25 protein-coding genes are annotated in these 24,394 nt (G+C 61.0%); 5 read left to right on the top strand and 20 right to left on the bottom strand.

The window, feature by feature from the left end; genetic code table 11:
- Positions 1-37: 37 nt before the first annotated feature.
- The gene (locus ACB032_RS05870; RefSeq protein WP_139750242.1) at positions 38-781 is read left to right on the top strand and encodes a hypothetical protein; all 744 of its coding nucleotides are present in this window, start codon (positions 38-40) and stop codon (positions 779-781) included.
- An 84-nt stretch (positions 782-865) separates the two neighbouring features.
- Here ACB032_RS05870 and ACB032_RS05865 read toward each other — a convergent pair whose 3' ends face one another.
- From ACB032_RS05865 to prpB, 3 genes are all read right to left on the bottom strand, one after another.
- Positions 866-2,311, bottom strand: a complete 1,446-nt coding sequence (locus ACB032_RS05865) for a bifunctional 2-methylcitrate dehydratase/aconitate hydratase (RefSeq protein ID WP_139750241.1) — start codon at positions 2,309-2,311, stop codon at positions 866-868.
- 129 nt (positions 2,312-2,440) lie between these two features.
- Positions 2,441-3,568 (bottom strand): 2-methylcitrate synthase, encoded by a 1,128-nt coding sequence (prpC, locus tag ACB032_RS05860; protein WP_113995007.1) that lies wholly within the window; start codon positions 3,566-3,568, stop codon positions 2,441-2,443.
- Between the two features lie 11 nt (positions 3,569-3,579).
- Positions 3,580-4,467, bottom strand: coding sequence for a methylisocitrate lyase (gene prpB / locus ACB032_RS05855; protein WP_024945212.1), 888 nt, complete (start codon positions 4,465-4,467; stop codon positions 3,580-3,582).
- A 148-nt stretch (positions 4,468-4,615) separates the two neighbouring features.
- On the opposite strand from prpB, the gene ACB032_RS05850 reads away from it, so the two are divergent.
- From ACB032_RS05850 to rsmF, 4 genes are all read left to right on the top strand, one after another.
- A complete protein-coding gene (locus tag ACB032_RS05850) occupies positions 4,616-5,248 on the top strand; it encodes a paraquat-inducible protein A (RefSeq protein ID WP_371137550.1) in 633 nt (210 codons plus the stop codon).
- Positions 5,226-5,834 (top strand): paraquat-inducible protein A, encoded by a 609-nt coding sequence (locus ACB032_RS05845; protein ID WP_371137549.1) that lies wholly within the window; start codon positions 5,226-5,228, stop codon positions 5,832-5,834. Before ACB032_RS05850 ends, ACB032_RS05845 begins: the two co-directional genes overlap by 23 nt.
- Before the next feature lie 77 nt (positions 5,835-5,911).
- On the top strand, positions 5,912-8,464 hold the full coding sequence (locus ACB032_RS05840) for an MlaD family protein (protein ID WP_371137548.1): 2,553 nt from the start codon (positions 5,912-5,914) through the stop codon (positions 8,462-8,464).
- 130 nt (positions 8,465-8,594) lie between these two features.
- The gene (gene rsmF, locus ACB032_RS05835) at positions 8,595-10,022 is read left to right on the top strand and encodes a 16S rRNA (cytosine(1407)-C(5))-methyltransferase RsmF (protein ID WP_371137605.1); all 1,428 of its coding nucleotides are present in this window, start codon (positions 8,595-8,597) and stop codon (positions 10,020-10,022) included.
- A gap of 220 nt (positions 10,023-10,242) precedes the next feature.
- On the opposite strand, the gene ACB032_RS05830 is transcribed toward rsmF, so the two are convergent.
- From ACB032_RS05830 to yidZ, 17 genes are all read right to left on the bottom strand, one after another.
- Positions 10,243-10,512 (bottom strand): RepB family protein, encoded by a 270-nt coding sequence (locus ACB032_RS05830; protein WP_062726108.1) that lies wholly within the window; start codon positions 10,510-10,512, stop codon positions 10,243-10,245.
- 179 nt (positions 10,513-10,691) lie between these two features.
- Positions 10,692-11,633: a site-specific integrase gene (locus tag ACB032_RS05825; protein ID WP_371137604.1), complete on the bottom strand. Its 942-nt coding sequence runs from the start codon at positions 11,631-11,633 to the stop codon at positions 10,692-10,694.
- Positions 11,634-12,019: 386 nt separating this feature from the next.
- A complete protein-coding gene (locus ACB032_RS05820; protein WP_201973691.1) occupies positions 12,020-12,799 on the bottom strand; it encodes a TatD family hydrolase in 780 nt (259 codons plus the stop codon).
- A 21-nt stretch (positions 12,800-12,820) separates the two neighbouring features.
- Entirely contained in the window at positions 12,821-13,768 is a 948-nt protein-coding gene (holB, locus tag ACB032_RS05815) for a DNA polymerase III subunit delta' (protein ID WP_341669825.1), read from the bottom strand.
- On the bottom strand, positions 13,753-14,394 hold the full coding sequence (gene tmk / locus ACB032_RS05810; RefSeq protein WP_049049584.1) for a dTMP kinase: 642 nt from the start codon (positions 14,392-14,394) through the stop codon (positions 13,753-13,755). The genes holB and tmk overlap by 16 nt, the downstream gene beginning before the upstream one ends.
- Entirely contained in the window at positions 14,394-15,395 is a 1,002-nt protein-coding gene (gene mltG / locus ACB032_RS05805; RefSeq protein WP_016350715.1) for an endolytic transglycosylase MltG, read from the bottom strand. The genes tmk and mltG overlap by 1 nt, the downstream gene beginning before the upstream one ends.
- On the bottom strand, positions 15,385-16,239 hold the full coding sequence (gene pabC, locus ACB032_RS05800) for an aminodeoxychorismate lyase (protein ID WP_371137547.1): 855 nt from the start codon (positions 16,237-16,239) through the stop codon (positions 15,385-15,387). The genes mltG and pabC overlap by 11 nt, the downstream gene beginning before the upstream one ends.
- A gap of 19 nt (positions 16,240-16,258) precedes the next feature.
- Entirely contained in the window at positions 16,259-17,500 is a 1,242-nt protein-coding gene (gene fabF / locus ACB032_RS05795; protein ID WP_017408413.1) for a beta-ketoacyl-ACP synthase II, read from the bottom strand.
- A gap of 82 nt (positions 17,501-17,582) precedes the next feature.
- A complete protein-coding gene (gene acpP / locus ACB032_RS05790) occupies positions 17,583-17,819 on the bottom strand; it encodes an acyl carrier protein (protein ID WP_005300909.1) in 237 nt (78 codons plus the stop codon).
- A gap of 157 nt (positions 17,820-17,976) precedes the next feature.
- Positions 17,977-18,711, bottom strand: a complete 735-nt coding sequence (fabG, locus tag ACB032_RS05785; RefSeq protein ID WP_005300916.1) for a 3-oxoacyl-ACP reductase FabG — start codon at positions 18,709-18,711, stop codon at positions 17,977-17,979.
- A gap of 13 nt (positions 18,712-18,724) precedes the next feature.
- Positions 18,725-19,660 (bottom strand): ACP S-malonyltransferase, encoded by a 936-nt coding sequence (gene fabD / locus ACB032_RS05780; protein WP_371137546.1) that lies wholly within the window; start codon positions 19,658-19,660, stop codon positions 18,725-18,727.
- 69 nt (positions 19,661-19,729) lie between these two features.
- Entirely contained in the window at positions 19,730-20,689 is a 960-nt protein-coding gene (locus ACB032_RS05775) for a beta-ketoacyl-ACP synthase III (RefSeq protein ID WP_016350719.1), read from the bottom strand.
- A gap of 7 nt (positions 20,690-20,696) precedes the next feature.
- Positions 20,697-21,716 (bottom strand): phosphate acyltransferase PlsX, encoded by a 1,020-nt coding sequence (gene plsX, locus ACB032_RS05770; protein ID WP_017782847.1) that lies wholly within the window; start codon positions 21,714-21,716, stop codon positions 20,697-20,699.
- A gap of 9 nt (positions 21,717-21,725) precedes the next feature.
- The gene (gene rpmF, locus ACB032_RS05765) at positions 21,726-21,893 is read right to left on the bottom strand and encodes a 50S ribosomal protein L32 (protein WP_005300935.1); all 168 of its coding nucleotides are present in this window, start codon (positions 21,891-21,893) and stop codon (positions 21,726-21,728) included.
- A gap of 19 nt (positions 21,894-21,912) precedes the next feature.
- Positions 21,913-22,434: a 23S rRNA accumulation protein YceD gene (yceD, locus tag ACB032_RS05760; protein ID WP_011706102.1), complete on the bottom strand. Its 522-nt coding sequence runs from the start codon at positions 22,432-22,434 to the stop codon at positions 21,913-21,915.
- A gap of 248 nt (positions 22,435-22,682) precedes the next feature.
- Entirely contained in the window at positions 22,683-23,348 is a 666-nt protein-coding gene (locus tag ACB032_RS05755; protein WP_323994123.1) for an START domain-containing protein, read from the bottom strand.
- Between the two features lie 69 nt (positions 23,349-23,417).
- Positions 23,418-24,392 (bottom strand): HTH-type transcriptional regulator YidZ, encoded by a 975-nt coding sequence (gene yidZ / locus ACB032_RS05750; RefSeq protein ID WP_371137545.1) that lies wholly within the window; start codon positions 24,390-24,392, stop codon positions 23,418-23,420.
- Between the last annotated feature and the right edge of the window lie 2 nt (positions 24,393-24,394).

Here is a 24,394-nt window from a genome sequence, read left to right as displayed (position 1 = left end):
GTGACAGGCCATTGGAAACAGGTCAAGAGAGCCGCAGATGACCCAACAGCAACAACCATTCGATGACCCGCAACCGGATGAAGAGAGTACTCTGGCGCGACTCTATCGCCAGCTCAACCGGGTAGCCGCGCTGCGCGAGCAGATGCGCACCCATCCGCAGGATCAGCAAGACAGGGACGCATTGCGCCAATGGCAGGCCGATCGGCTGGGGCGCACCCACCGCGACCTGCTGGAGAGCAAGCGCTACGGGCCGGCCGCGCAGTTCTTCCTGACCGACCTCTACGGGCCGGGAGATTGTGCCCGCCGGGATGCGGACGTGATGCGGGTGATGCCGACCGCCGAGCGACTGTTGCCGGAATCCGGTCTCAAGGTGCTGGCGCAGGCCATTGAACTCGATGCCCTCTCCGAGGAGCTCGACTACCTGATGGTGGTGGCGCTGCGTCGCGGCGGCAGCATGGCGCGGCTGAACGCCAAGGCCTATGCCCTCGCCTATCAGGAGGTCGGGGAAGAAGCGCGTCGCCGTCATCAGTTGCAACTGGTCAACGAACTGGGGATGACCCTGGACCGGCTGGCCAGAAAGCCGCTGCTCGGGGCGACCTTGAAGCTGATCTCGGGGCCGGCTCATCTGGCGGGACTGGGCGAGCTGTTTACCTTTGTCGAACGGGGTTACCGGGTGTGTCACCACATGGGGCGGGCCAACGAGTTTCTCGAGACCATCGCCAGCCGCGAGACGGCCATCATGCAGGCGCTGCTGGCGGGCGACGACACAGTGCTGGATTGACCCTGGGAGCCAAGCGGGCAGACATGACAAAGCGGGCCGAGTGGCCCGCTTTTTGTTTATCGCAGTGTGTCGATAGGCGAGCGGTCAGATCACCAGCAGATCCATAAAGGTGTGCACCGGGGTGGCGGCCAGTTGCTTGCCATCCTGGCAGAGGGCCAGGATGGCCTCGGACCGTTTGGCCGGGAAGCGGGTGGCCAGGTTGTGGCGGAACTTCTCTACCAGCAGCGGGATCCCCTCTTCGCGGCGGCGACGGTGACCGACCGGGTACTCCACCTCCACCTTGGCGGTGTGGGACCCGTCCTTGAAGAAGACCTGGATGGCGTTGGCAATGGAGCGCTTGTCCGCTTCCAGATACTCGCGGCTGTAGCGCTTGTCCTCCTGCACCACCATCTTGCCGCGCAGCCCATCGATGCGGGGATCGGCAGCCACGGCGTCCTCGTAATCCTCGGCGATGAGACGCCCGAAGATGAGCGGCACCGCCACCATGTATTGGAGGCAGTGATCCCGGTCGGCTGGGTTGTTGAGGGCGCCGACCTTGCTGATGATGCGAATGGCCGACTCATGGGTGGTGAGCTCGATACGGTCAATCTCATCGAGGCGTCCCTTCACCTGCTCGTGCAGCTTCATGGCGCACTCCACCGCCGTCTGGGCGTGGAACTCGGCGGGATAGGAGATCTTGAACAGCACGTTTTCCATCACATAGCTGCCGTACCCCTGATGCAGGGCGAACTGGTTGCCCTTGAACAGCACGTCGTAGAAGCCCCACTTGGGGGCGCTCAGCACGCCGGGATAACCCATCTCGCCGCTCATGGTGATAAGGGCGAGGCGCACCGCCCGGGAGGTGGCATCACCCGCCGCCCAGCTCTTGCGGGACCCCGCGTTGGGCGCATGACGGTAGGTGCGCAGGCTCTGGCCATCGACCCAGGCCTGGGAGACCGCATCGATCACCTGATCGCGGCTGCCGCCCAGCATGTGGGTCACCACGGCGGTACTGGCAACCTTCACCAGCACCACGTGATCGAGACCGACCCGGTTGAAGGAGTTTTCGAGCGCCAGCACCCCCTGGATCTCGTGGGCCTTGACCATGGCCGTCAGCACATCGCTCATGGTGAGCGGTGCCTTGCCTTCGGCCACCCGGGTCCGGGAGAGCCAGTCGGCGGTGGCGAGGATGCCACCCAGGTTGTCGGAGGGGTGCCCCCACTCGGCGGCCAGCCAGGTGTCGTTGTAATCAAGCCAGCGGATGATGGCGCCGATATCCCAGGCCGCCTTGACCGGGTCGAGGCAGAGCTGGGTGCCGGGTACCCGGGCCCCGAAGGGCACGACGGTGCCCGGCACGATGGGACCGAGGTGTTTGGTGCACTCGGGAAAACGCAGGGCCAAGAGGCCACAGCCCAGGGTATCCATCAGGCAGTAACGGGCGGTGTCGAGGGCGGCCTGGCTGGTGATGGGGTGATTGCAGACGTAATCGGCAATATCGACCAGCACCTGATCGGGGTCTGGTCTGTGGTTGACGTCGACGTTGGCGGACATCGTGACTTCCTTATCGTTGTTGTGAATGAAACAGGGTGATGAAACGGCGCCCTGCCCGCTCGTCTGCGCGCATCGACCCCGGTGCTGCCGGGGTCGGGTAAGGCAAGGGAGTGACAGGGCTGCCCATGTTTATCGCTGCTGCAGCGAGACGAAATGACGGGGCGCCGGGCCGACATAGTCGGCGCTCGGGCGGATGATCCGGTTGTGTTCGCGCTGTTCCATCACGTGGGCGCACCAGCCGGTGACCCGCGAGCAGACGAAGATGGGGGTGAACAGCTTGGTCGGGATCCCCATGTAGTGATAGGCGCTGGCGTGGAAGAAGTCGGCGTTGGGGAAGAGCTCTTTTTCTTCCCACATCACCTTCTCCGCCTCGCAGGAGACGCGATAGAGCCGGTCATCGCCCACTGCCTCGGCCAGCTTGGCAGACCAGTTCTTGATGATGACGTTGCGCGGATCCGAGGTGCGATAGACGGCGTGGCCAAAGCCCATGATCTTCTCCTTGGCCGCCAGCTTGGCCAGCAGCTCGCGCCGAGCCTGGGCCTCATCCTGCCAGGGTTCGATCATCGCCATGGCGGCCTCGTTGGCGCCACCGTGCAGCGGGCCGCGCAGGGTGCCGATGGCCGCGGTGACGCAGGAGAACATGTCAGAGAGCGTCGAGGCGCAGACCCGCGCCGCAAAGGTGGAGGCGTTGAACTCATGCTCGGCGTAGAGAATGAGGGAGACATGCATCACCCGGCGCTCCAGCTCGCTCGGCGCCTTCTGGTGCAGCAGCGCCAGGAAGTGGCCGCCGATGCACTCCTCATCGGTGTCGAGGGGAATGCGTACTCCGTCGTGGCTGAATTTGTACCAGTAGAGGAGAATGCCCGGGAAGGCGGCCAGCAGCCGATCCGCCACTTCATGCTCGTGCTCGAAGCCATCTTCCGGCTCCAGATCGCCGAGCATAGAGCAGCCGGTGCGCAGCACATCCATGGGATGGGCGTCGGCGGGAATGCGCTCGAGCACCTCCAGCAGGGCGGCAGGCAGGGTGCGCAGACTGCGCAGCGTCCGCTTGTAATCCTCGAGCTGCTGCTCGTCCGGCAGCTCGCCCTTGAGCAGCAGGTAGGCGACCTCTTCGAACTGAGCGCCATCGGCCAGCTCCTGGATGTCATAGCCGCGATAGGTGAGCCCGGTGCCGCTCTTGCCCACGGTGCAGATGCTGGTCTCCCCCGCGCTCTGGCCACGCAGGCCGGCGCCACCCAACGGTTTTTGCTGTCCCATTGCCTTTCCTCCTAGTCCCTGGATGTAAACAGACGGTCCAGCGTCTGCTCGTAGTGGTGATAACCGAGGAAGTCGTAGAGCGACTCCCGGGTCTGCATGGTGTCGACGACGGCCCGCTGATGGCCATCCTGGCGAAGGTGCTGATAGACGTTGAGGGCCGCCTGATTGGCCGCCCGGCTGGCACTCAAGGGATAGAGCACCATGTCGACGCCGTGGGCGGCGAGCGCCTCCTTGTCGAACAGCTCGGTTTTCCCGAATTCGGTCATGTTGGCGAGAATGGGGACCCCGGCCGCCTGCTTGAACAGGTCATACTGACCGAGCTCGGTCACCGCCTCGGCGAAGATCATGTCGGCCCCGGCGGCCACGTAGGCGGCGGCGCGCTCCAGCGCCGGGCCAATCCCCTCCACCGCCAGCGCATCGGTGCGGGCCATGATGACGAACTCGCCATTCTCGCGGGCATCCACCGCCGCCTTGATGCGATCGCACATCTCCTCCTGCGAGACCACCGCCTTGTTGGGCCGGTGGCCACAGCGCTTCTGGGCCACCTGATCTTCCATGTGCACGGCGGCCACCCCGGCCCGCTCGAAGGCGCGCACGGTGCGGGCGATGTTGAATGCCCCGCCCCAGCCGGTGTCGATGTCGACCAGCAATGGCACACGGGTGGCTGCAGTGATGCGCTCGGCATCGATCAGTACGTCATTGAGGGAGGTCATGCCGAGATCCGGCAGGCCATAGGAGGCGTTGGCAACGCCGGCGCCTGACAGATAAATGGCCTGAAAGCCGCTGCGCTCCGCCATCAGTGCCATGTAGGCATTGATGGTGCCGACGATCTGCAGGGGGCGTTCGTTGGCGAGGGCGGTGCGAAAACGCAGGCCTGCCGAGGGGGTAAGGCTGGACATCATGACTCCTTTCACTTGTCTGGTGAGACTATCTAATATCACGTTTACGTTAACGTCAATCATACTTTCGTGGCATGCCCCCGCCAGGCAAGACAGGACGCGGCTTTTAGGGTAAATTTCACCAATTCCTTCAACAGGTTGAAACGTAATGTCGGATCTCAATCCCGTGATCGTCTGCCCGGCTTGCGACTTGCTGATCGAACGCAAGTTATTGCCGCTGAGGCGCCACGCCCACTGCCCCCGCTGTCACCAGCATCTGTACGGGCGCTATGCATTTCGCCCCTCCCAATTGATGGCGCTGACCATCACCGGCTTTCTGTTGCTCCCGTCCGCCTTCTTCGAACCGCTGATCTACCTGCGCCTGGCCGGCGTCAACTCGGACGCCAACCTGCTCAAGGGCATCATGGTGCTGCTGCTCGAACACGAGATCTGGGTGGCGGGGCTGGTGTTCTGGTGCGCCGTACTGGCGCCAGTGGGCTTGCTGCTCGGGATCTTTGCGCTGGCCTCGGGCCTTGCCAAACGCTGGCAAATACTGGCGCCGACCCTGAAGGCGGTGGAGGTGTTTCGTCACTGGGCCATGCTGGAGGTCTACATCGTCAGCCTGCTGGTCGCCCTGTTCAAGTTGATCGACATCGCCGACGTGCGCCTCGGCGGCGGTCTGTTGAACCTGGGGATCCTGATGCTGCTCAACCTGACGCTGCTGATCCTGTTTGACCCGGCCCCCTACTGGGAGCGAGTACCGCTGGAGGAGCCGGACCATGTTCCAGACCAGCGCCCGTGAACTGGGGCTCTGCCGCTGCCACACCTGCGGCCTGCTGGTGCGCTATCAGGCGGGCAGCGTCTGCCCTCGCTGCCACAGCCGGCTGCAGGTGCGCATTCCCCACTCCCTGGCCTGGTCCTGGGGGTTGCTGGCGCTGGCCAGCTTCATGCTGCTGCCCGCCAACCTGCTGCCCATCACCCATTTCTACAACAAGGGATTGTTGCAGTCCGATACCATCTTCAGCGGTATCATGATGCTCTATCGCAGCAAGATGTCGGGCATCGCCACCATCGTCCTCACCGCCAGCATCATAGTGCCGGTGGGCAAGATCCTGGGGCTAGGCTGGATCTGCTGGCAACTGCAGCGAACCAAGCCGGTGCGCCGCAAACGCCAGCTCATCATGTATCGCATCATCGATTTCATCGGCCGCTGGTCCATGTTGGACTTGTTCGTCATCTCGCTGATGGTGGCCCTGGTGGATCGCGGGGTGCTGCTCAACGTACGGGCCGGCCCCGGCGCCACCGCCTTTGCCGGCGTGGTGGTGCTGACCATGATGTCGGCTCGCATGCTGGATACGCGTCTGCTGTGGGACAAGGCGGCCCGCTAGGGTCGGCCATCACATATGCCTGAAACTGTTTGTCTTTATCTGAACTGCTGTTTATCTCAGCCAATTAAGGAGTCGGTATGATCGGGGCTGAACCCGTCATTGAGAAGCGTCGCTGGTTGTCACCCGTCTGGTTGCTGCCCTTTATCGCCCTGTTGCTGGCGGGGGGCTTCATCTACCAGCAGTTTGCCAGCAGTGGCCAGCTGATCCGCATCAACTTCGCCCAGGGCAACGGTATCCTGCCGGGCAAGACCCAGGTACGTTATCAGGGGGTCGCCATCGGGGTGGTGCAGGAGCTGGAGCTGGCCGAGGATGGCCGCAAGATAGCCGTGCTGGCCAAGATTGACAGCCGGGCCCGCCCGCTCATCCGCAAAGGCTCGGATTTCTGGCTGGTGAGCCCCAAGGCGTCGCTCACCGAGATCTCTGGCCTCGATACCCTGGTCTCCGGCAACTACATCAACCTGCAGCCCGGGCGGGACAACAACCCGCTGCAGGAGGAGTTCGATGCGCTGGACGGCCCTCCCCCCGGTTATCAGGCCCAGGGACGAATGCTGCACCTGACCGCCGATTCGCTCGGCTCGGTCGGCATCGGCGCCAAGCTCTATTTTCGCGGCATCGAGGTGGGCAGCGTCATCAACACCCGCCTTGGCGAAGAGAACCAGAACGTGATCCTGGATCTGGTGATCGAGCCGCGTTTTGAGCACCTCATCAAGGCCGACACCCGCTTCTGGAACATCAGCGGCATCAAGGGCTCCTTCAGCCTGGCCGGGGTCAATGTGGAGGCCGGCAGTCTTACCTCCATCCTGAGCGGCGGCATCGCCTTCGACTCTCCCAAGGACTCTCCGGAGCCGGAGAAAGGCCAGGTGTTTACCCTCTACAAAGGCTTGGCCGAGGCGGCCCGCGGCGAGCGAATTGACATCCAGGCGGGGGATCTGCCCATCAAGGAGGGGATGCCGATCCTGTTCGAAGGCATCGAAATTGGCCGCATCGACCCCATTCGTCTGACCGACAAGGGCCGGGTGGTGACCGCGCTGATCAACCCGGAGCAGGCGTTTCGGATCACCGGCAACAGCCGTCTGGTGTGGGAGAGCGTCTCCCTCGGTGCCGGTGGCATCAAGCATGCGGATCGCCTGCTGGCGGGCCCGGCCATTCGCCTCGACTATGTGGCGGGCGAGCGGGTCAAGGCCATGACCCTGAGCAGCAAAGAACAACCGGGCGGCATCAAGCTGGTGCTGCAGGCCGACGATCTGGCCGGCCTCAACGAAGGGGCGCCGCTCTGGTACAAGGGCCTGCAGGTGGGCCAGATCAACCAGCTCACCCTGGATGGCGGCGGCAACGCCAGCGTGGCCTTGGTCGTGCAGAGCCAGTATCAGCATCTGCTCAACCGGGCCCGTTTCTATCGGGCGGCGCCGCTGCAGATCGATGCCGACCTGAGCGGCATCAAGGTGGAAACCAGCCCGGCCAGCGCCTGGATTGGCGGCGGCATCAAGCTGGTGCAGGCCCCCGCCGGCGAGCGGGTCAACCGGCTCTATCCCAGCCAGGAGCTGGCCCTGCTCGGTACCCGGGATGCCAAGCCCCGTCGCTGGGTGTTGAAGGCGGAGCAGGCTGACGGCATCGGCATCGGCTCCCCCGTGCTCTATCTGGGGCTCGAGGCTGGCAAGGTCAACGCGCTGCGCGCCGCCAAGGAGGGGGTGGAGATCGAGCTTGAGATCGCCGCTGTCTATGCCCCCCTGCTGGAGCAGCAGCCGCAATTCTGGAAAAAGCCGGCGCTGGATACCCGGGTGCGGGTGGATGGCGTGCAGGTCAAGGTGGGGAACCTCGCCACCCTGCTGCGCGGCGCCATCGAATTCGATCGGCTCGGTACGGGTCGCAGCAGTCACCAGCTGTTTGACAGCAAGGAGCAGGCCAAGGCCAAGGTACGGACCCTCTCCCTGGTGGCCGACAGCAACCCGGGACTCGGGGTAGGCAGCCCGATCCGCTACCGCGGGGTCGACATCGGCAAGATTGAACAGATTGAGCTGGAGCCGACCCTGGGCCAGGTGATCTTCAAGGCCGAGCTGGATGGCCAGTATGCCGCGCGCTTCCTGCAGTCTGGTGCCCGCTTTACCCTGGTCCAGGCCAAGCTGGGGCTGGGCGGCGTGGCCCACCTCGATACCCTGATCAAGGGCGCCTTTGTGGAGGCGCAGCCCGGTCAGGGTGCAGGCAAGGAGCGCTTCCCCCTCAGCCAAAGCGGTCCGGCCGGTCTGGCGCTCACCCTCAAGAGCGCGTCGGTCAACGGCTTGAGCGTCGGCAGCCCGTTGCTGTTTCGCAAGATGGTGGTGGGCAGCGTGACCAAGGTGGCGCTGGCCCGCGATGGCAGCGAGGTGCTGATCGACGTCAACGTGGAGCAGGAGTACGCCCATCTGGTGCGGGCCAACTCCCGCTTCTGGAACGTCTCCGGGGTCAAGGCGGATATCGGCCTGACCGGTGGCACCATCGAGGTGGAGACGGTGCAGAGCCTGCTCGCCGGCGGCATCGCCTTCAACACCCCAGAGAAAGAGATGGGGCCGACCGTCAAGGCCGGCCACAGCTACCCGCTGCATGCCAAGGCGGAAAAAGAGTGGCAGGAGTGGAGCCCCCGCATCCAGCCCTGATCTCTCCCCTCACCCACGTTCACCCAAGCCCGGCACTGTGCCGGGCTTGTTTTTACCGGCCGCGCTTTCAGAATATTCCTACCCTTGTGATAAGATGTTGCCCCTCTTTTTCGGTCAACGAGACTGCACCGTGCACGACAACACCTATCTTCCCGATCACTTCTTGCGTCATATCGCGGCCATCATGCCGGCGCACCTCTCCATGGATGAGTTCGTGGCCAGTTGTCGACGACCGCTGCGGCGCAGCATCCGGGTCAACACCCTGAAGATCTCGGTGGCGGCGTTTGTGGCGCGGATGCAGCCGCTCGGTTGGCAGCTCGATCCCGTGCCCTGGTGCGACACCGGCTTCTGGCTGAGTCGCGAAGACGAGAGCGTGCCTCTTGGCAACACCGCCGAGCATTTGAGCGGCCTCTTCTACATTCAGGAGGCGAGCTCCATGCTGCCGGTCACCGCCCTGTTTGCCTGCGAGCAGACCCGGTGCGATGGCATGCTGCTGGACGCAGCGGCGGCCCCCGGCTCCAAGACCACCCAGATCGCGGCCTTGATGAACAACCAGGGCATGCTGGTTGCCAACGAGTACTCCAGCAGCCGGCTCAAGGTGCTCAGCGCCAATCTGCAGCGCTGCGGCGTGACCAACGTGGGCATGACCCATTTTGATGCCAAGGTCTTCGGCCAGTGGTTGCCGGAAACCTTCGATGCCATCCTGCTCGACGCCCCCTGCTCCGGTGAGGGGACGGTGCGCAAGGACGAAGACGCCTTGCGCAACTGGAGCCTCGAGAGCATCGACGAGATTGCGGCGGTGCAACAAGGCTTGCTGGAGAGTGCCTTTCATGCCCTCAAACCGGGCGGCGTGCTGGTCTACTCCACCTGTACCTTGAGCCTGCGGGAGAACCAGGCCGTCTGTCAGTCACTGCGGGACAAGTTCGGCGATGCGTTCAGCTTTGACTCGCTGGCCGATCTCTTCCCCGCTGCAGAGCAGGCCTGCACGCCGGAAGGATACCTGCACGTTTGGCCCCAAATCTTCGACAGTGAAGGCTTTTTCGTTGCCAGATTGCGCAAGCACCACTCCGTACCCAACACCATGTTCAAACCGGGCAAGCTCGGCAAATTTCCCTTCTCGCCGCTGCCGGCCAAAGAGTCAGAGCCCATGCTGCGCGAGATTGAAGCCGCCTTCGGGGTCGTGCCGCAGGGAAATCTGTTTGGCCGCAGCGAGGAGATCTGGCTCTTCCCCCAGCTGTTCGAACAGGTACAGGGCAAGCTGCGCTTCGATCGCATCGGGCTGAAATTGGCGGAGACCTTCAAGAAGGGTTATCGACTGACCCATGAGTGGGCGCTGGCCTATGGCGACGGTGCGAGCAAGGGATTCGTGGAGCTCGGCATAGCTGATGCACGGGAGTTCATGATGGGGCGGGATGTGTGGCCGGAGCAAGCCGCCGGCACTGGCGAGGTGATCGTCCGCTATCAGGGGCACACCCTGGGCATGGGGAAATGGGTGGGCAGCCGGGTCAAAAATGCCCTGCCCCGCGAGCTGGTGCGCGACAACAATCTGTTTGTGTAACGAGTGTTCTCGGAGCAGTAAAACCCACACTCCGGTTGAACTTTTACGTGGATCTTGAAAAGCCTTGAGCCTTGTCTAAGCTTAAGGCTATCCGAACACCAGTTAGCGCACGGCTCTGCAAGGAGCCAATTCCCCTATGCCAGGTACAAGGAATTCGTACCTGGCTTTTTTTATGCTCGCAGTTCGCATGTAGCAATTAGGCACCATGCCGCCGGTGCGTTTACTCGAGCACCTCTGCCGGCTCTGGTACTTCGACATGCGGCGCGGCTTGTTCCTGTTGCAGCTCATGTTGATAGAGCAGATCGATGGCCTGCTCGATGAGAGAAGCCTGGCTGTCTTCGAGCTGCAACCCCAGCATGGCCAACCGTTCGGCGTGGCGATTGCTGATCCAGCATTGCAATCGGCTGTGAGTTTCCTGCTTGCGTTTCACGTGCTGGCGCTGCCGCTCGGCGTTGTCTTGCGCACTGCTCACTTTCATTTCCTGGCTCATATCACCTTGCAACTTTGATTTTTATCGCCTGTTATCTCTCATCGATTCTTCACCATCCGCTGACGAACGTGAGGAGCCTGACTCTCCCCCTCTTGATGGGGTGAGCTCAGTGCGCTGCAAATATATCATTGGATCAACAAGATATCATTTAACATAAAAATATTAGTGACGCGGTTATATTACAGCAAGCCATCCAGGGCGTGATCCGAGAACTTGTGGGCATCGTCGAAATACTCCTGCAAGGTGCGGATGTCCTTGTGGCGGGTGACCTCGATGATCTTGTTCATCGGTTTGCCGGCAGTGACCGCCGAGGTGATGAAGCCGCGGCGCAGACTGTGGCCACTGACCTGGAGATCGTCGATGGCCTGACCGGTGCGCCGCTTGATCATCAGGTTGATACCCTGTGGACCGAGCGGCTCCTGCATGAGCTGACCCCAGCGATTCATCCGGCGAAACAGGGCGCCTTCGCTGATCCTGCTCTGTTTGAGCCAGCGCGCCAGTGCCGACACCGGACAATATTGTTTGCCGGGCACCAGGGCGATCTCTGTTTCATGGAGCTGATGTTTGCTGGGTTTGAGCCGAAGACGGATTCCCTGCCCCACAAAGTCGAGATCATCCACTTCAATTCTTGCGGCCTCCGAGCGTCGCAAGGCGCCGCTGAACATCAGCAACAACAGGGTGTAATCCCGCAGCCCTGCCAGATTGCCGGTGTCGATCTCATCGAGCACACAGGCCAGTGGTTTCAGGGTCAGCGCCCCCGTTTTGCGTTTGCGGTTGTCACCGAGCCGCACTATGCCCCGCATCATCTCCTTTATCTCTGCATGCTCGGTCGGCATGGGGTGGATCCCCTTCTGCTTGAAGGCATAACGAATGCCGGCGAGCCGTCTTACCAGGGTGGCCGGTTTACGGGGTTCACCGTTACACAGCTCCCCCCTCCCTTCTTCCTTGTCCAGCCAGACCCAGTCCGCCAGGATGCCGTCAGCCTGATCTGCCAGGAAGTTCATGATGTGATGATGGGTGGTCTGCAACGGATCGAGCCCATGCAGCTGACACCAGAATACGAAGATGCGGGTATCGGCCTGATAGGCATTGAGGGTGGAATCGGCTTTGGCGCTGCGCAGGAAGCGTCTGGCCCGGCTGTTCAGTTGAGGATCGAAGACACTCTGCAAAGCCTGTTGAGTTTGGGCCTGGATGTGTGGGTAGTTCACTTAACTCTATGATTTAATGCGGAGTTTCGTTGGATCTTACAGGATCTTGCAGATCTATCAAGTATCGATAATGAATATTATCGATACTTATGAAGAATGCTTTTAACCTATTTCTGCCCCCTCATTTATTCCTCAATTCCCTCTCATCCTTGCTCCGTTTTATCACGGTTGGGGATTTGATCTCATCAGCATCCACCACACCAAGTGAGAGATAACGATCTGCCATGATCGTTTTGGGATGGGTCATGATAAGTGTTGATTGTCATAGTAAAACGCCCCGCTATGCGGGGCGTTGTTTGTTATCGCTTTGCCAACTTGAACAACTCGAAGAAGTTGTGACTGGTTACTTGGGCCAATTCGGCCAGCGGCATTTGCCGCAGATCCGCGATGAACTGGGCCACGTCGCGCACGAAGGCCGGTTCGTTCTCCCTGCCCCGGTGCGGAACCGGCGCCAGATAAGGTGAGTCGGTTTCAACCAGCAACCGCTCCAGCGGCAGCGCCTTGACCACCGCCTGCAGAGCAGCCGCATTCTTGAAAGTGGCGATGCCGGAGATGGAGATATAAAAACCCATCGCCATGGCCGCCTCCGCCATCTCGAGCGACTCGGTGAAGCAGTGCAACACCCCGCCGACCTGCTCGGCCCCCTCTTCGCGCATGATCTGCAGGGTATCCTGCTGAGCATCGCGGGTGTGGATGATGAGGGGTTTGTTCAGGGCGCGGGCCACCCGGATATGCTCGCGGAAGGAGGCCTGCTGTACTTCCTTGTTCTCCGGCGAATAGAAATAGTCAAGCCCGGTCTCGCCGATGGCCACCACCCTTTCATCTGCCGCCTGGGTTAGCAACAAGGCGGCATCGACGCCAGGTTCCTGATTGAGAGGGTGCACGCCACAGGAGGCAAACACTTGAGGATAAGGGGCGATCGCTTCCAGCATGGTCGGGAACTGCGCCTGGGTGACGCTCACGCACAGAAAATATCCCACGTCCTGCTCGGCGGCCTTGGCCAGCACATCGGCCATATTGGTCTGCTTGCTGCCATAGCTCAGGCGATCGAGATGACAATGGGAATCAACGAGTAACATATAAAACCTTTGTAGCTAGATCTATAACCAGCGAGTCAGCCAGTTCATCAGATGGATGGTGGGATTGGAGAGTTGCCCCGGCTGGCAGGCCATCTTCAGCTCGACCAGCTGTTGCTCCGCCTCCAGCAGCTTCTCGCTGGAATGAAGCTCGGCCAGTTGCTGACTCAGCGCCGTCAGATCCGGCATCGCCAGCTGATGATGGCCGCAACCGGCCTGCGTCTTGAGGGCATCGCACAAGAACAGCTGCAGCCAGTGCAGCCTGACCTGGGTATCGGTCGCCAGCAGACCGCACACGTGGTTGGCCCGGGTCGGCGTCTGTGCCAGTGCAAGAAAACTCTCCAGCAGATCCCGGCGGGCACTGTCTTGCTGCTCTTCGATATAGCGCAGCACCCGCAGCGGCGCCCCCTGGCAGATCCGTACCTGGGCCAGCGTGGCCTGATGACCCTGCTCGGCCAGCCAGCGCACCGTCTCACCCTCGGCAGGCAACTGGCAGACATGTTTGTGACAGCGACTGAGAATGGTCGGCAGCAGGCGGGAAACCTGGGAGGCGATCAGCAGCAGCAAGCTGTCGCCGGCCGGCTCTTCAAGGGTTTTGAGCAGGGCGTTGGCGGCCGACTCCGTCATGCGCTCCGCATCCGGGATGATCACCACCTTGCCGCGAGCAAGCTGGGCCGAATTCTGCAGCCGTGAACAGATCTCGCGAATGGCCTCGACCCCGATGGTCTTGCTCTCCGTCGTCAGGGTGCCGAGATCCGGATGATGGCCCTTCTCAAACAGCTGGCAGGAGTGACATTGACCGCAGGGCTCACCCCGATCGGGCCGATGGCAGAGGTGCAAGCGCGCCAATTGTTCCGCAAGCTGCTCCTTGCCAAGACCGGGGTCGCCGAGCAGCAGCCAGGCGTGACCGAGTCGACCGGCCGCGGCGGTCTGGCTCAAGGCATGCCAGTCCGGGATCAACCAGGGATACATGAGGGCTCATCTTTCAGATAGTGGGCCAATGCAGTCTCGATGGCCGCCTTGACCTGCTCCGGCGCTTGGCCGGCATCGATCACCTTGATTGACTCATCGGCGGCAGCCAATTCCAGATAGCGCTGGCGGGTACGTTCGAAGAAGCTGAGTTGCTCGAGCTCGATCCGGTCCAGCTCACCGCGGTGGCGGGCCCGCTGCAGGCCGATGGCGGGATCGATGTCGAGATAGAGCGTCAGATCCGGTTTGAAGTCGCCGAGCACGGCCCGTTTGATGGCGCCGATGAGATTGGCATCGATGCCGCGGCCACCGCCCTGATAGGCCTGGGACGAAAGATCGTGGCGATCGCCCACCACCCAGATGCCGTCGGCCAGGGCCGGCTTGATGCGGGTTTCGACCAGCTGGACCCGGGAGGCGTACATCAGCAACAGTTCGGCTTCGATGGTGAGGCGCTCGTCGTGCACCTCCTTGACGATGGCTCGCATCCGCTCGGCCAGCGGGGTACCGCCCGGTTCACGGGTACACTCGATCCGCGCCACGCCGTGGCCATGCAGATAGTCGGTCACATAACGTACCGCGGAGCTCTTCCCTGCTCCTTCCAGTCCTTCAATCACGATAAATTTAGACATTAGGGTTTCTTCAATATGTATTCGCGGACCGCCCGATTGTGTTCATCGAGGGTCTTGGAGAAGTAGTGGGCACCGCCCCCTTTGGCGACAAAATAGAGGTAGTCAGTTGATTTGGGGTTGAGCGCCGCCTCGATGGAAGCCTTGCCCGGCATGGCGATGGGCGTGGGCGGCAAGCCGTCGATCACATAGGTATTGTAGGGGTTCACGTCGGTCAGGTCGCTGCGACGGATGTTGCCATCATACCTGTCCTTCACCCCGTAGATGACGGTGGGATCGGTCTGCAGCTTCATGCCAAGGCGCAGGCGATTGACGAACACCGAGGCAATCTGGGCCCGTTCTTCCGGCTGACCGGTCTCTTTCTCGATGATCGAGGCCATGATCAGCGCCTCGTAAGGGGTCTTGTAAGGCAGATTGGCCTGGCGCTTGTCCCAGCTCTGCTGCAGGAAGGCCCGCATGTCCTGATAGGCGCGGCGCAGGATGGAAATATCGCTGGCATGGGTGGTATAGGCGTAGGTTTCCGGCAGGAACCACCCCTCCAGCTTGCCATTGTCGATACCAAGCTCCTGGGCCAGATCCGCTTCACTCTGCTCCACCGTCAAGCGCTCCAAATAAGGGGCGCTGGCCAGCTGCTTCAGCCAATCCTCGAAACGGGATCCTTCGACGAAGGTCAGGCTGAAGTGAAACTCCTTGCCGGAGGCGAACAGGGAGAGGGTCTCCTTGAGGGGAGCCCCTTCCTTGATTTCATAGGTGCCGGATTTGATGGCAACCAGCTCGGGGTGACCGCGCAGCCAGAGCCGCACCGCCCAGGGGCTGGTTTCCCCCTCCCCCAGTTCGGCGATCAGGCGCGCCGCATGGGCCCCCTTCTCGACGGTGAAGAGGCGGGTCGGCCCCTTGTTGGTGAGCGTCTCCACCTGCTGCCATTTGTAATGTACATAGCCCCCGGCCACGGCAACTGTCAGCGCCGCGCCCGCGAGCAGGGTGTAAAGCCGATTAAACTTCAATGACCAAACGCTCCTGTAAGCGGCGGATCAATACCGGACTGGCATATTGGGTCTCCCCGATGCCGGTCACCGGCACTATGCCCATCAGGGTATTGGTCAACCATACCTCTTCGGCCTGCCACAGTGACTCCAGCGGAGCCTCCACGACACGCAGTTCAATGCTCATCTGTTTTAGCATCGCCATCACCTGGCGCCGCATGATGCCATCTATGCCGCAGTGGGCAAGATCCGGCGTAAACACCGTTCTGCCACGGCGCCAAAACAGATTGGCACTGACCCCTTCTACCAGAAATCCCCGGCTGTTCAAGACTATACCTTCGACTCCCGAACGCGCCGCAAGTTCGCTTTTCAGCAGCACCTGCTCCAGCCGGTTGAGGGTCTTGAGGCCCGCCAGCATGGGGGCGTCGCCCAGTCGTTGCTGGCACACCAGCAGTGGAATACCGGTTTGCTGCCACGCCGGGTAGTGGGCCGGGTAAGCGGCCAGCGACAGGATCCGGGTCGGCGCATGGCAGGCAGTGCCATCATACCCCCGGCCACCACTGCCTCGGGTCAGCATCACCTTGATCACCGCCAGCGTCTGGTCGCGAGCCATCCCGGCGACCTCGTCACCAAGCTGTTGCCAGTCCAGCTCGGCAAGGCCGAGTCTGGCGCTCGCTTGCTGCAGCCGTGCCAGGTGAGCCGGCCACCAGACGGGGCGACCATCCTTGACCAGCAAGGTGGTGAAATGGCCATCGCCATAAGCCAGGCCACGATCCATGGCGGAAACGCTGTCTGTCGGTATTCCATTGATCAGCAAAAGGATCCCTCCGATAAAAAAGGCCCGATACTGTCGTATCGGGCCCATACTATCCGCCCAGGGCGAATTATACGCGTTTGAAGATCAGTGAGCCATTGGTGCCACCAAAACCGAAGGAATTGGAGAGGGCATATTCGAAGTTGCCAGCCTTGGCAACATGAGGCACCAGGTCCAGATCGCACTCATCATCCGGGTTGTCCAGGTTGATGGTGGGCGGCGCCATCTGGTCGCGCAGCGCCAGTACCGTGATGATCGCCTCGATGGCGCCGGCGGCACCCAGCAGGTGACCGGTCATCGACTTGGTGGAGCTGATCATCAGAGATTTGGCATGCTCGCCAAACACCGCTTTCATGCCGCGCAGTTCGGCCACGTCACCCAGGGGGGTGGAAGTGCCGTGGGCGTTGATGTAGCCCACCTGCTCGGGGGCGATACCGGCATCCTTGATGGCATTTTGCATGGCGCGGGCGCCACCGTTGCCGTCAGCGGGAGGCGCCGTCATGTGGTAGGCATCGCCACTCATGCCAAAACCGACCAGCTCGGCGTAGATCTTGGCGCCGCGGGCCTTGGCGTGTTCGTACTCTTCCAGCACCAGCACCCCGGCACCATCACCCAGCACAAAACCGTCGCGATCTTTATCCCACGGACGGCTGGCCTTGGTGGGCTCGTCGTTGCGGTTGGAGAGCGCCTTGGCCGCCGCAAAACCGCCCATCCCCATCGGGGTAGAGGCTTTCTCGGCACCGCCGGCCACCATCACGTCCGCATCACCGTAGGCGATCATCCGGCCGGCCATGCCGATGGCATGGGTACCTGTGGTGCAGGCGGTGGTCACGGCGATGTTCGGCCCTTGCAGACCCTTCATGATGGAGAGATGACCGGACACCATATTGATGATGGTGGACGGCACGAAGAAGGGGCTCAGCTTGCGGGGGCCGCCGTTGACCAGGCTGCTGTGGTTCTGTTCAATCAGACCCAGGCCGCCGATACCGGAACCGATCGCCACACCGACGCGCTCGGCATTTGCCTCGTTGATGACGAGACCGGCATCATCCAGCGCCTGTATGCCTGCGGCGATACCGTACTGGATGAAGAGGTCCATCTTGCGAGCTTCTTTGCGGTTGATACCGTACTGCTCGGGATCGAAATCCTTGACCTGGCCTGCGAAACGGGTCGCAAACTCGCTGGCATCAAAGTGTTCGATGGGAGAAATGCCGCTCTGCCCGTTGAGCAGGGCTTGCCAGCTGGATTCGGCAGTGTTGCCTACCGGGGAAAGCATCCCCAAGCCGGTCACCACGACTCTGCGTTTTGACACTGAGGTAGTCTCCGAGAGGTGTTTTGAAAAGGGGTAAACATAAAAGAAGCGGCCCTTGGGCCGCTTCTTTCAGAACAGGAACTTATTCCTGATTAGCGGTGATGTAGTCGATAGCCGCTTGAACAGTGGTGATCTTCTCGGCTTCTTCATCAGGAATTTCGGTATCGAATTCTTCTTCCAGCGCCATTACCAGTTCAACGGTATCCAAAGAGTCAGCGCCCAGGTCGTCGACGAAGGAGGCAGCGTTCTTAACGTCTTCTTCTTTAACACCCAGTTGTTCGATGATGATTTTCTTTACGCGTTCTTCGATGTTGCTCATGACCTGAATTTTCCTTTAAAAATACGCTATTGCGTCTGGTTGGGGTAGTTTATTCAATTGACGTGAGTTTGCAAGTGGCTTGCCGCTGGTCAAACCACGAAATTCGCCAAACTTCGGCGTACTATCGCAAATTTGAACAGATCTCACGACAAATTGATTACACCATGTACATCCCGCCATTAACATGCAGGGTTTCGCCAGTGATGTAGGCGGCATCATCCGATGCCAAGAATACCACAGCAGCGGCAATTTCTTTCGGGTCGCCCAGACGAGCGGCAGGCACCTGGCTCATGATGCCGGCACGCTGCTCTTCATTGAGCGCCTTGGTCATATCGGTCTCGATGAAACCGGGGGCAACCGCGTTCACGGTAATGCCGCGGGAGGCCACTTCACGAGCCAGCGACTTGGTAAAACCAACCAGCCCCGCCTTGGCGGCCGCATAGTTGACCTGACCGGCGTTGCCCATGGTGCCCACCACGGAGCCGATGCTGATGATGCGGCCATTGCGCTTCTTCATCATGGCACGCAGCACCGGTTTGCTCAGTCGATACAGGGAAGTGAGGTTGGTGTCGATGATCTCGTTCCACTCATCATCCTTCATCCGCATTAGCAGGTTGTCACGGGTGATGCCGGCGTTGTTGATCAGGATGTCGATGTCGCCAAAACGCGCCTTGATGGCGGCGAAGACGGCTTCGATGGATTCCTGGCTGGTCACGTTCAGTGCCATGCCGCAACCCTGTTCACCCAGATAGGCGCTGATCGCCTCGGCGCCGCTCTCGCTGGTCGCCGTGCCGACTACCTTGGCGCCACGGGCCGCAAAAGTTTCGGCAATTGCACGGCCGATGCCACGACTGGCACCGGTCACCAACACAACCTTATCGGTAAAGCTCATTACTTGCTCCTGTTTACTTGATCTGGGCCAGCGCCTGCTCGAAAGAGGCTGCATCGTTGGCATGAATACCTTCCACGCGCTTGTCGATGCGCTTGGCGAGCCCGGTCAATACCTTGCCCGGTCCCATCTCGATCTCGAGGGTAACCCCCTCATTGGCCATCCGCTCGACAGTCTCGGTCCAACGAACCGGGCTGTACAGCTGACGCACCAGAGCCTGTTTGATGGCGGCCGGATCCTGTTCACAGGATACGTCGACATTATTGATGACAGCGATGGCAGGAACCTTGATCTCGATCCCGTCCAGCGCAGCTGCCAATTTTTCTGCGGCAGGTTTCATCAGGGCGCAGTGAGAAGGCACGGAGACCGGCAGCGGCAGTGCACGCTTGGCGCCGGACTCTTTCATCAGCACGTTGGCACGCTCGACGGCCTCTTTGTGACCGGCGATGACCACCTGGCCCGGAGAGTTGAAGTTGACCGGGGAGACCACTTGTCCTTGCGCCGCTTTTTCGCAGTTGGCGGCGATGGCGTCATTGTCCAGCCCGATGATGGCGGCCATGGCACCGGTGCCTTCCGGTACGGCTTCCTGCATGGCCAGACCACGCAGCTCGACCAGTTTGACCGCATCGGTAAAGGCCAGTGCACCGCTGCACACCAGGGCGGAGTACTCACCCAGGCTGTGGCCAGCCATCACGGCGGGGGTTGCCCCACCCTGCTGTTGCCACAGACGCCACAGCGCGACAGAAGCTGTCAGCAAAGCAGGCTGGGTACGCCAGGTCTTGTTCAGATCGTCGGCCGGGCCATCCATCACCAGGGCAAACAGGTCATAACCCAGCACCTGGCTCGCCTCGGCGAAGGTCTCCTTGATCACGGCATGTTGTTCGGCCAGCTCGGCCAGCATGCCGACGGTTTGGGAGCCCTGTCCCGGGAAGGCAATGGCAAATTGGGTCATCATTGATTCCTTTAGATAAGACAAAAATGAGAGCGGCAGGATGAGCCAGATTGCTCATCCCGACCACGATCAGAGGCGAACCAGCGCCGAGCCCCAGGCAAAACCACCGCCGAAGGCTTCCAGCAATACCAGCTGGCCCGGTTTGATCCGGCCGTCACGCACCCCTTCATCGAAGGCGATGGGCACGGAGGCGGCAGAGGTGTTGCCGTGCTTGTCGAGGGTCAGCACCACCTTGTCCAGCCCCATGCCAAGCTTCTTGGCGGTGGCGCTGATGATGCGGAAGTTGGCCTGATGAGGCACCAGCCAGTCCAGCTCGCTCGGTGCGATGCCGGCGGCGGCCAGGGTCTCGGTGACGATCTCGCTCAAACGGGTGACCGCCACCTTGAACACATCGTTGCCCTTCATGTACATGTAGGCTTCAAGTTCGGCCCCCGGCATACCGCGGCGCGGCTGCGGCAGCTTGAGCAGATCGCCGTAACGGCCATCCGCATGCAGATGGGTGGAGAGAATGCCCGGCGTGTCGCTGGCGCCGATCACCACGGCCCCTGCCCCGTCACCAAAGAGGATGATGGTGCCGCGATCTTCCGGATCGCACATGCGCGACAGCACATCGGCCCCGACCACCAGTACGTGGCGGGCAGCGCCGGATTTGACGAACTGATCGGCGATGGAGAGCGCGTAGGTGAAGCCGGCGCAGGCGGCGGCCACGTCAAAAGCCGGGATCCCTTGCACCCCGAGCAGGCCCTGCAATTCACAGGCGGCGGCCGGGAAGGCGTTCTCGGCACTGGTGGTGGCCAGCACTATCATGTCGAGATCGGCGGCGGTCAGGCCCGCCGCGTCCAGGGCGCGCAGAGCGGCCTGGTGAGACAGGGTGGCGACGGTTTCATCGGCACCGGCAATGCGACGTTCACGGATCCCGGTACGCTCCACAATCCACTCGTCGCTGGTTTCCACCATCTGTTCGAGATCGGCATTGGTACGTACCGAGTTCGGCAGATAACTGCCAGTACCCAAAATTTTGCTATGCATAGAGTTCTTATAGATCCCTGTCGGAAAAGACAGATTCAAGGCGATCTGCTATTTGCAATGGAAGTTGATGCTTGGCCTCTTGCGCGGCCAGCAGGATCGCGTTACACAGGGCGCGCCGTTCGGCCCGCCCGTGGCTTTTTACCACAATGCCGCGCAATCCTAACAGACTTGCACCGTTATACTGGTCGGGGTTCAGGTAAGAAAAACGTCGTTTGAACATAAATCCGGCGATACGGCCAAGAAAACTGCGTTTCTTGCGGGGATATCCGGCCAGTTGGGCCATCATCCGCACCACCCCCTCCGCCGTCTTGAGGGCGACATTGCCGACAAAACCGTCGCAGACGATAACGTCGCACTCGCCGCTAAAAATTCGATCCCCTTCGACAAAGCCAACGAAGTTGAGTGCCTGGCACTGGCGCAGCAGTTCGGCACTGTGGCGCACCAGATCGTTGCCCTTGATCTCCTCCTCCCCCACGTTGAGCAGGGCTACCCTGGGAGTGGCAACCCCCTCCACCTTTTCAGCCACCACTGACCCCATCACGGCAAACTGCAGCAGGGTGTCGGCATCGCAGCTGACGTTGGCACCGAGATCCAGCATCACGGTGCGTTTGCCGGACAGGGTGGGCAGCGCCTTGATGAGGGCGGGTCGGTCGACGCCGGGCAGGGATTTGAGCACGCATTTGGCCATGGCCATCAGTGCACCTGTGTTGCCGGCGCTGACGCAGGCATCGGCCTCGCCGCTCTTGACCAGATTGAGTACGACTCGCATGGAGGAGTCTTTCAGGGTACGCAGTGCCACGATCGGTTTGTCGCCCATCCCAACGACCTGGGAGGCATGTACAAAACGGACGCGAGGGTGATTGAGCAAGCCATGTTGCTGCAGGAGGGGGGTGGTCTGGTGCTGGTCACCGACCAGGATCAATTTCAGCTGGGGTAAAAGAGACAGTGCCTGCACGGCGGCAGGCACTGTTTCCGAGGGGCCAATATCTCCCCCCATGATGTCTAGCGCGACAGTTTGCGTAGACAAAGGCAATCCTTAAGCGATTACCTTTTTACCGCGGTAGAAACCATCGGCAGTCACGTGGTGACGACGATGAATTTCGCCACTGGTCTGATCAACAGTCAGGGCAGCGGTGGTCAGCGCATCGTGGGAACGACGCATGCCACGCTTGGCACGGGTTTTACGGTTCTGTTGTACGGCCATTGTAGGCTAACTCCTAAATTCACTTACGTTTAAGCTCTTCAAGAACTGCAAAGGGATTCGGCCGCTCATCAGCAGGTTCGATTTCACCCCAGGTCATCTCCATGTTACCGCGCGGGCAAGCATCCATGGGATGCATGGCCACCTGCGGCAACGAGAGGATGAGTTCATCCTCCAGGATTTGATGAAGATCCATCTCGCCGTTTTCGTCCAACTCAATGGGCTCATAAGCTTCCGGCAGTTCTTCCTCGTTTGTTCTCTCGAACAGCGGAGTGTAGATAAATTCAGCTTCACAGAGATGCTCGAATGTTTCTCCACAACGCTGGCAAACCAGGTCAACCTTGGCATGGGCAGTGCCTTTCATAACGGTCAACTTCTGGACATCTTTGCCAAAGTGCAGCGATACATCGATATCACTCTGCAAGCCTGCGGTTGATTCCTCCAGCCTGGGCATCTGCGACTTTTCCACTATCCCGACATAATCGAGCAGCTTCGAGGCACTACGGACTGGATCAACCTTTACGGGCAACTTCACCTTTTGCATAGGGCGCGAATATTATAGGTCCAACAACTGATAGTCAAAGGAAAAAGTCCTTACCGCCGATGATTTTAACCTCACAACCCCCGCACATGGCGGAACTTGCGCTCACCGGTGGCTGATTATGCCATAAACCAACGAATCCGACACCGGATCCTGGCCGCATTTGCGCTGACGGTGGGGATCCGGCGCACTCCTTGACAGCAGAATTTCACAGCGCAGGTGACTCAACCACTCCCCTGCCCCCTCGGGGTTCATGGATGGTTGCCGCACAGCCCGACTTGGCGCCCCTGCCGCATATGGGGACAAGCGCAAGGTTCGGGCGGGATGGCCTCCATCAGACGGCGGATGGCCCGAAAACTGTCCAGCGCCGCCTGGGCGGCGATGGGGTTGATGAGCCAGCCAGGCAGATTGTCACCCGGGTTGGTATAAGTTTCGAGGCGTATCAGGGTGGTGCCGTTGAGTTGCGGCACCGCCTCCCAGCGTCCTTCACTGGTGCGGATCCGCACCCGACCGGGGTAAGGCGGCAGAGCATCAGGGGCGGCCCATACCGTCAGTACCAGACCGCAATTTGGCTGGCGTTGCAGGCGAGAGTGGGTGATAAGCTCCCGCTCCTGCACCGGCCAGGGCGCAGAGAGCCGGGTATAGACCAGATCTTCATCGGGCGCCGGCTTGGCCAGCACCCTTACCTCCAGGCTCTGAGGCAGCCACTCCTGATGGCGGGCGGTATCACGCAGTACGGCCAGCAGCGCCGAGGGCGGAGCGGCCACGTTCATCTCCAGGCGCAAAGCCAGAAAAGCGCCGGGAGGATGAGCCCGGCTCCAGAGCAATATGCCCGCCTCCCCCGCCTGCAGGTGCCAGCCCTGTGCCCAGGCCGGCACGCAGAGCAACCATAACAGCCATATCCCGACTCTCATCATCCATGACCCCGCCTTGCCCATTCCTATGCTTATAGCCGTTTTTCTGGCCCTGCGAGGTAGAGGCCAGGGTTAACCCGCGCCAGCGGTCCCGATATGCTGGTGGTAAAGCCGTTTGATCTCGTCGCGCAGCCACAGCACCTTGGTGTTGTGGTTGTTGCGCTTGTGCCAGAGCAGGATGAAGGCGATGTCGAGTTGCCGATAGAGGGCTTCATCCAGCGGCAGCGGCAAGGAGATCAGATTGTCGTGGTGCTGGCGGGCATAGCTGGCGCAATAGGAGGGCACCACCGCGATCAGTTCGTGGTCTGACTGGGCTGCGATGTGCAGCGCCTGCTCGAAGCTGGAGACCCGGATCGGCACCTGCCGGCTAAGCCCCTCATCATCCAGCAGGCTGTCGAGCGCCCAGGCATCGCTCGCCTCCCACACCACGCTGACATGGGGATAGGCGAGGAAGTTGTCGAGATTCCAGGTGCGGGCCAGCAGCGGATGATCCCTGCGCAAAAACACCATGGGCCTGTCTTCGAACAACACCTCGTGATCGATGTAATAGGGCAGCCGGTTGACCCTGGCCAGCGAGCTGGGGTGGGTTTCCCTCGCACAGAAGCCGAGATCGGCATCGCCATTGATGATGTCGTTGAGGGAGTGATGGTCCCAGTTCATGATCCGGATGGTCGATTTGCGATAGGTTTCATAAATCACCATGGGCAGATCATTGAGAAAGCTGATGTAAAAGGGCGACTCCAGCACCAGCCTGAACGCGGCCCCCTCCGGAATGGCATTGCCGCAGAGGGAGGCGATGTTGCCCGATAGCTGGAACCACTCCTTGAGCTCTTCCTCCAGGGTGAGCGACAGATTGGTGGGCTCCAACCCCCGCAGAGTGCGAAGGAACAGCGGGTCGTCGAACCAGTCGCGCAGCCGCGCCAGCGCCTTGCTGACGGTGGGCGCCGTGACATTGAGTTTCTTGGCAGCCTTGGTGACACTGCGCTCTTGCAGCAACAGCCGAAATACCACCAACAAATTGAGATCGAGGTCGATCAAGGGACGCATGC

The sequence above is a fragment of the Aeromonas sp. S5(2024) genome (assembly GCF_041403025.1).
Taxonomy (GTDB): Bacteria; Pseudomonadota; Gammaproteobacteria; order Enterobacterales; family Aeromonadaceae; genus Aeromonas; species Aeromonas hydrophila.
This window is presented reverse-complemented; position numbering and strand designations above follow the sequence as displayed.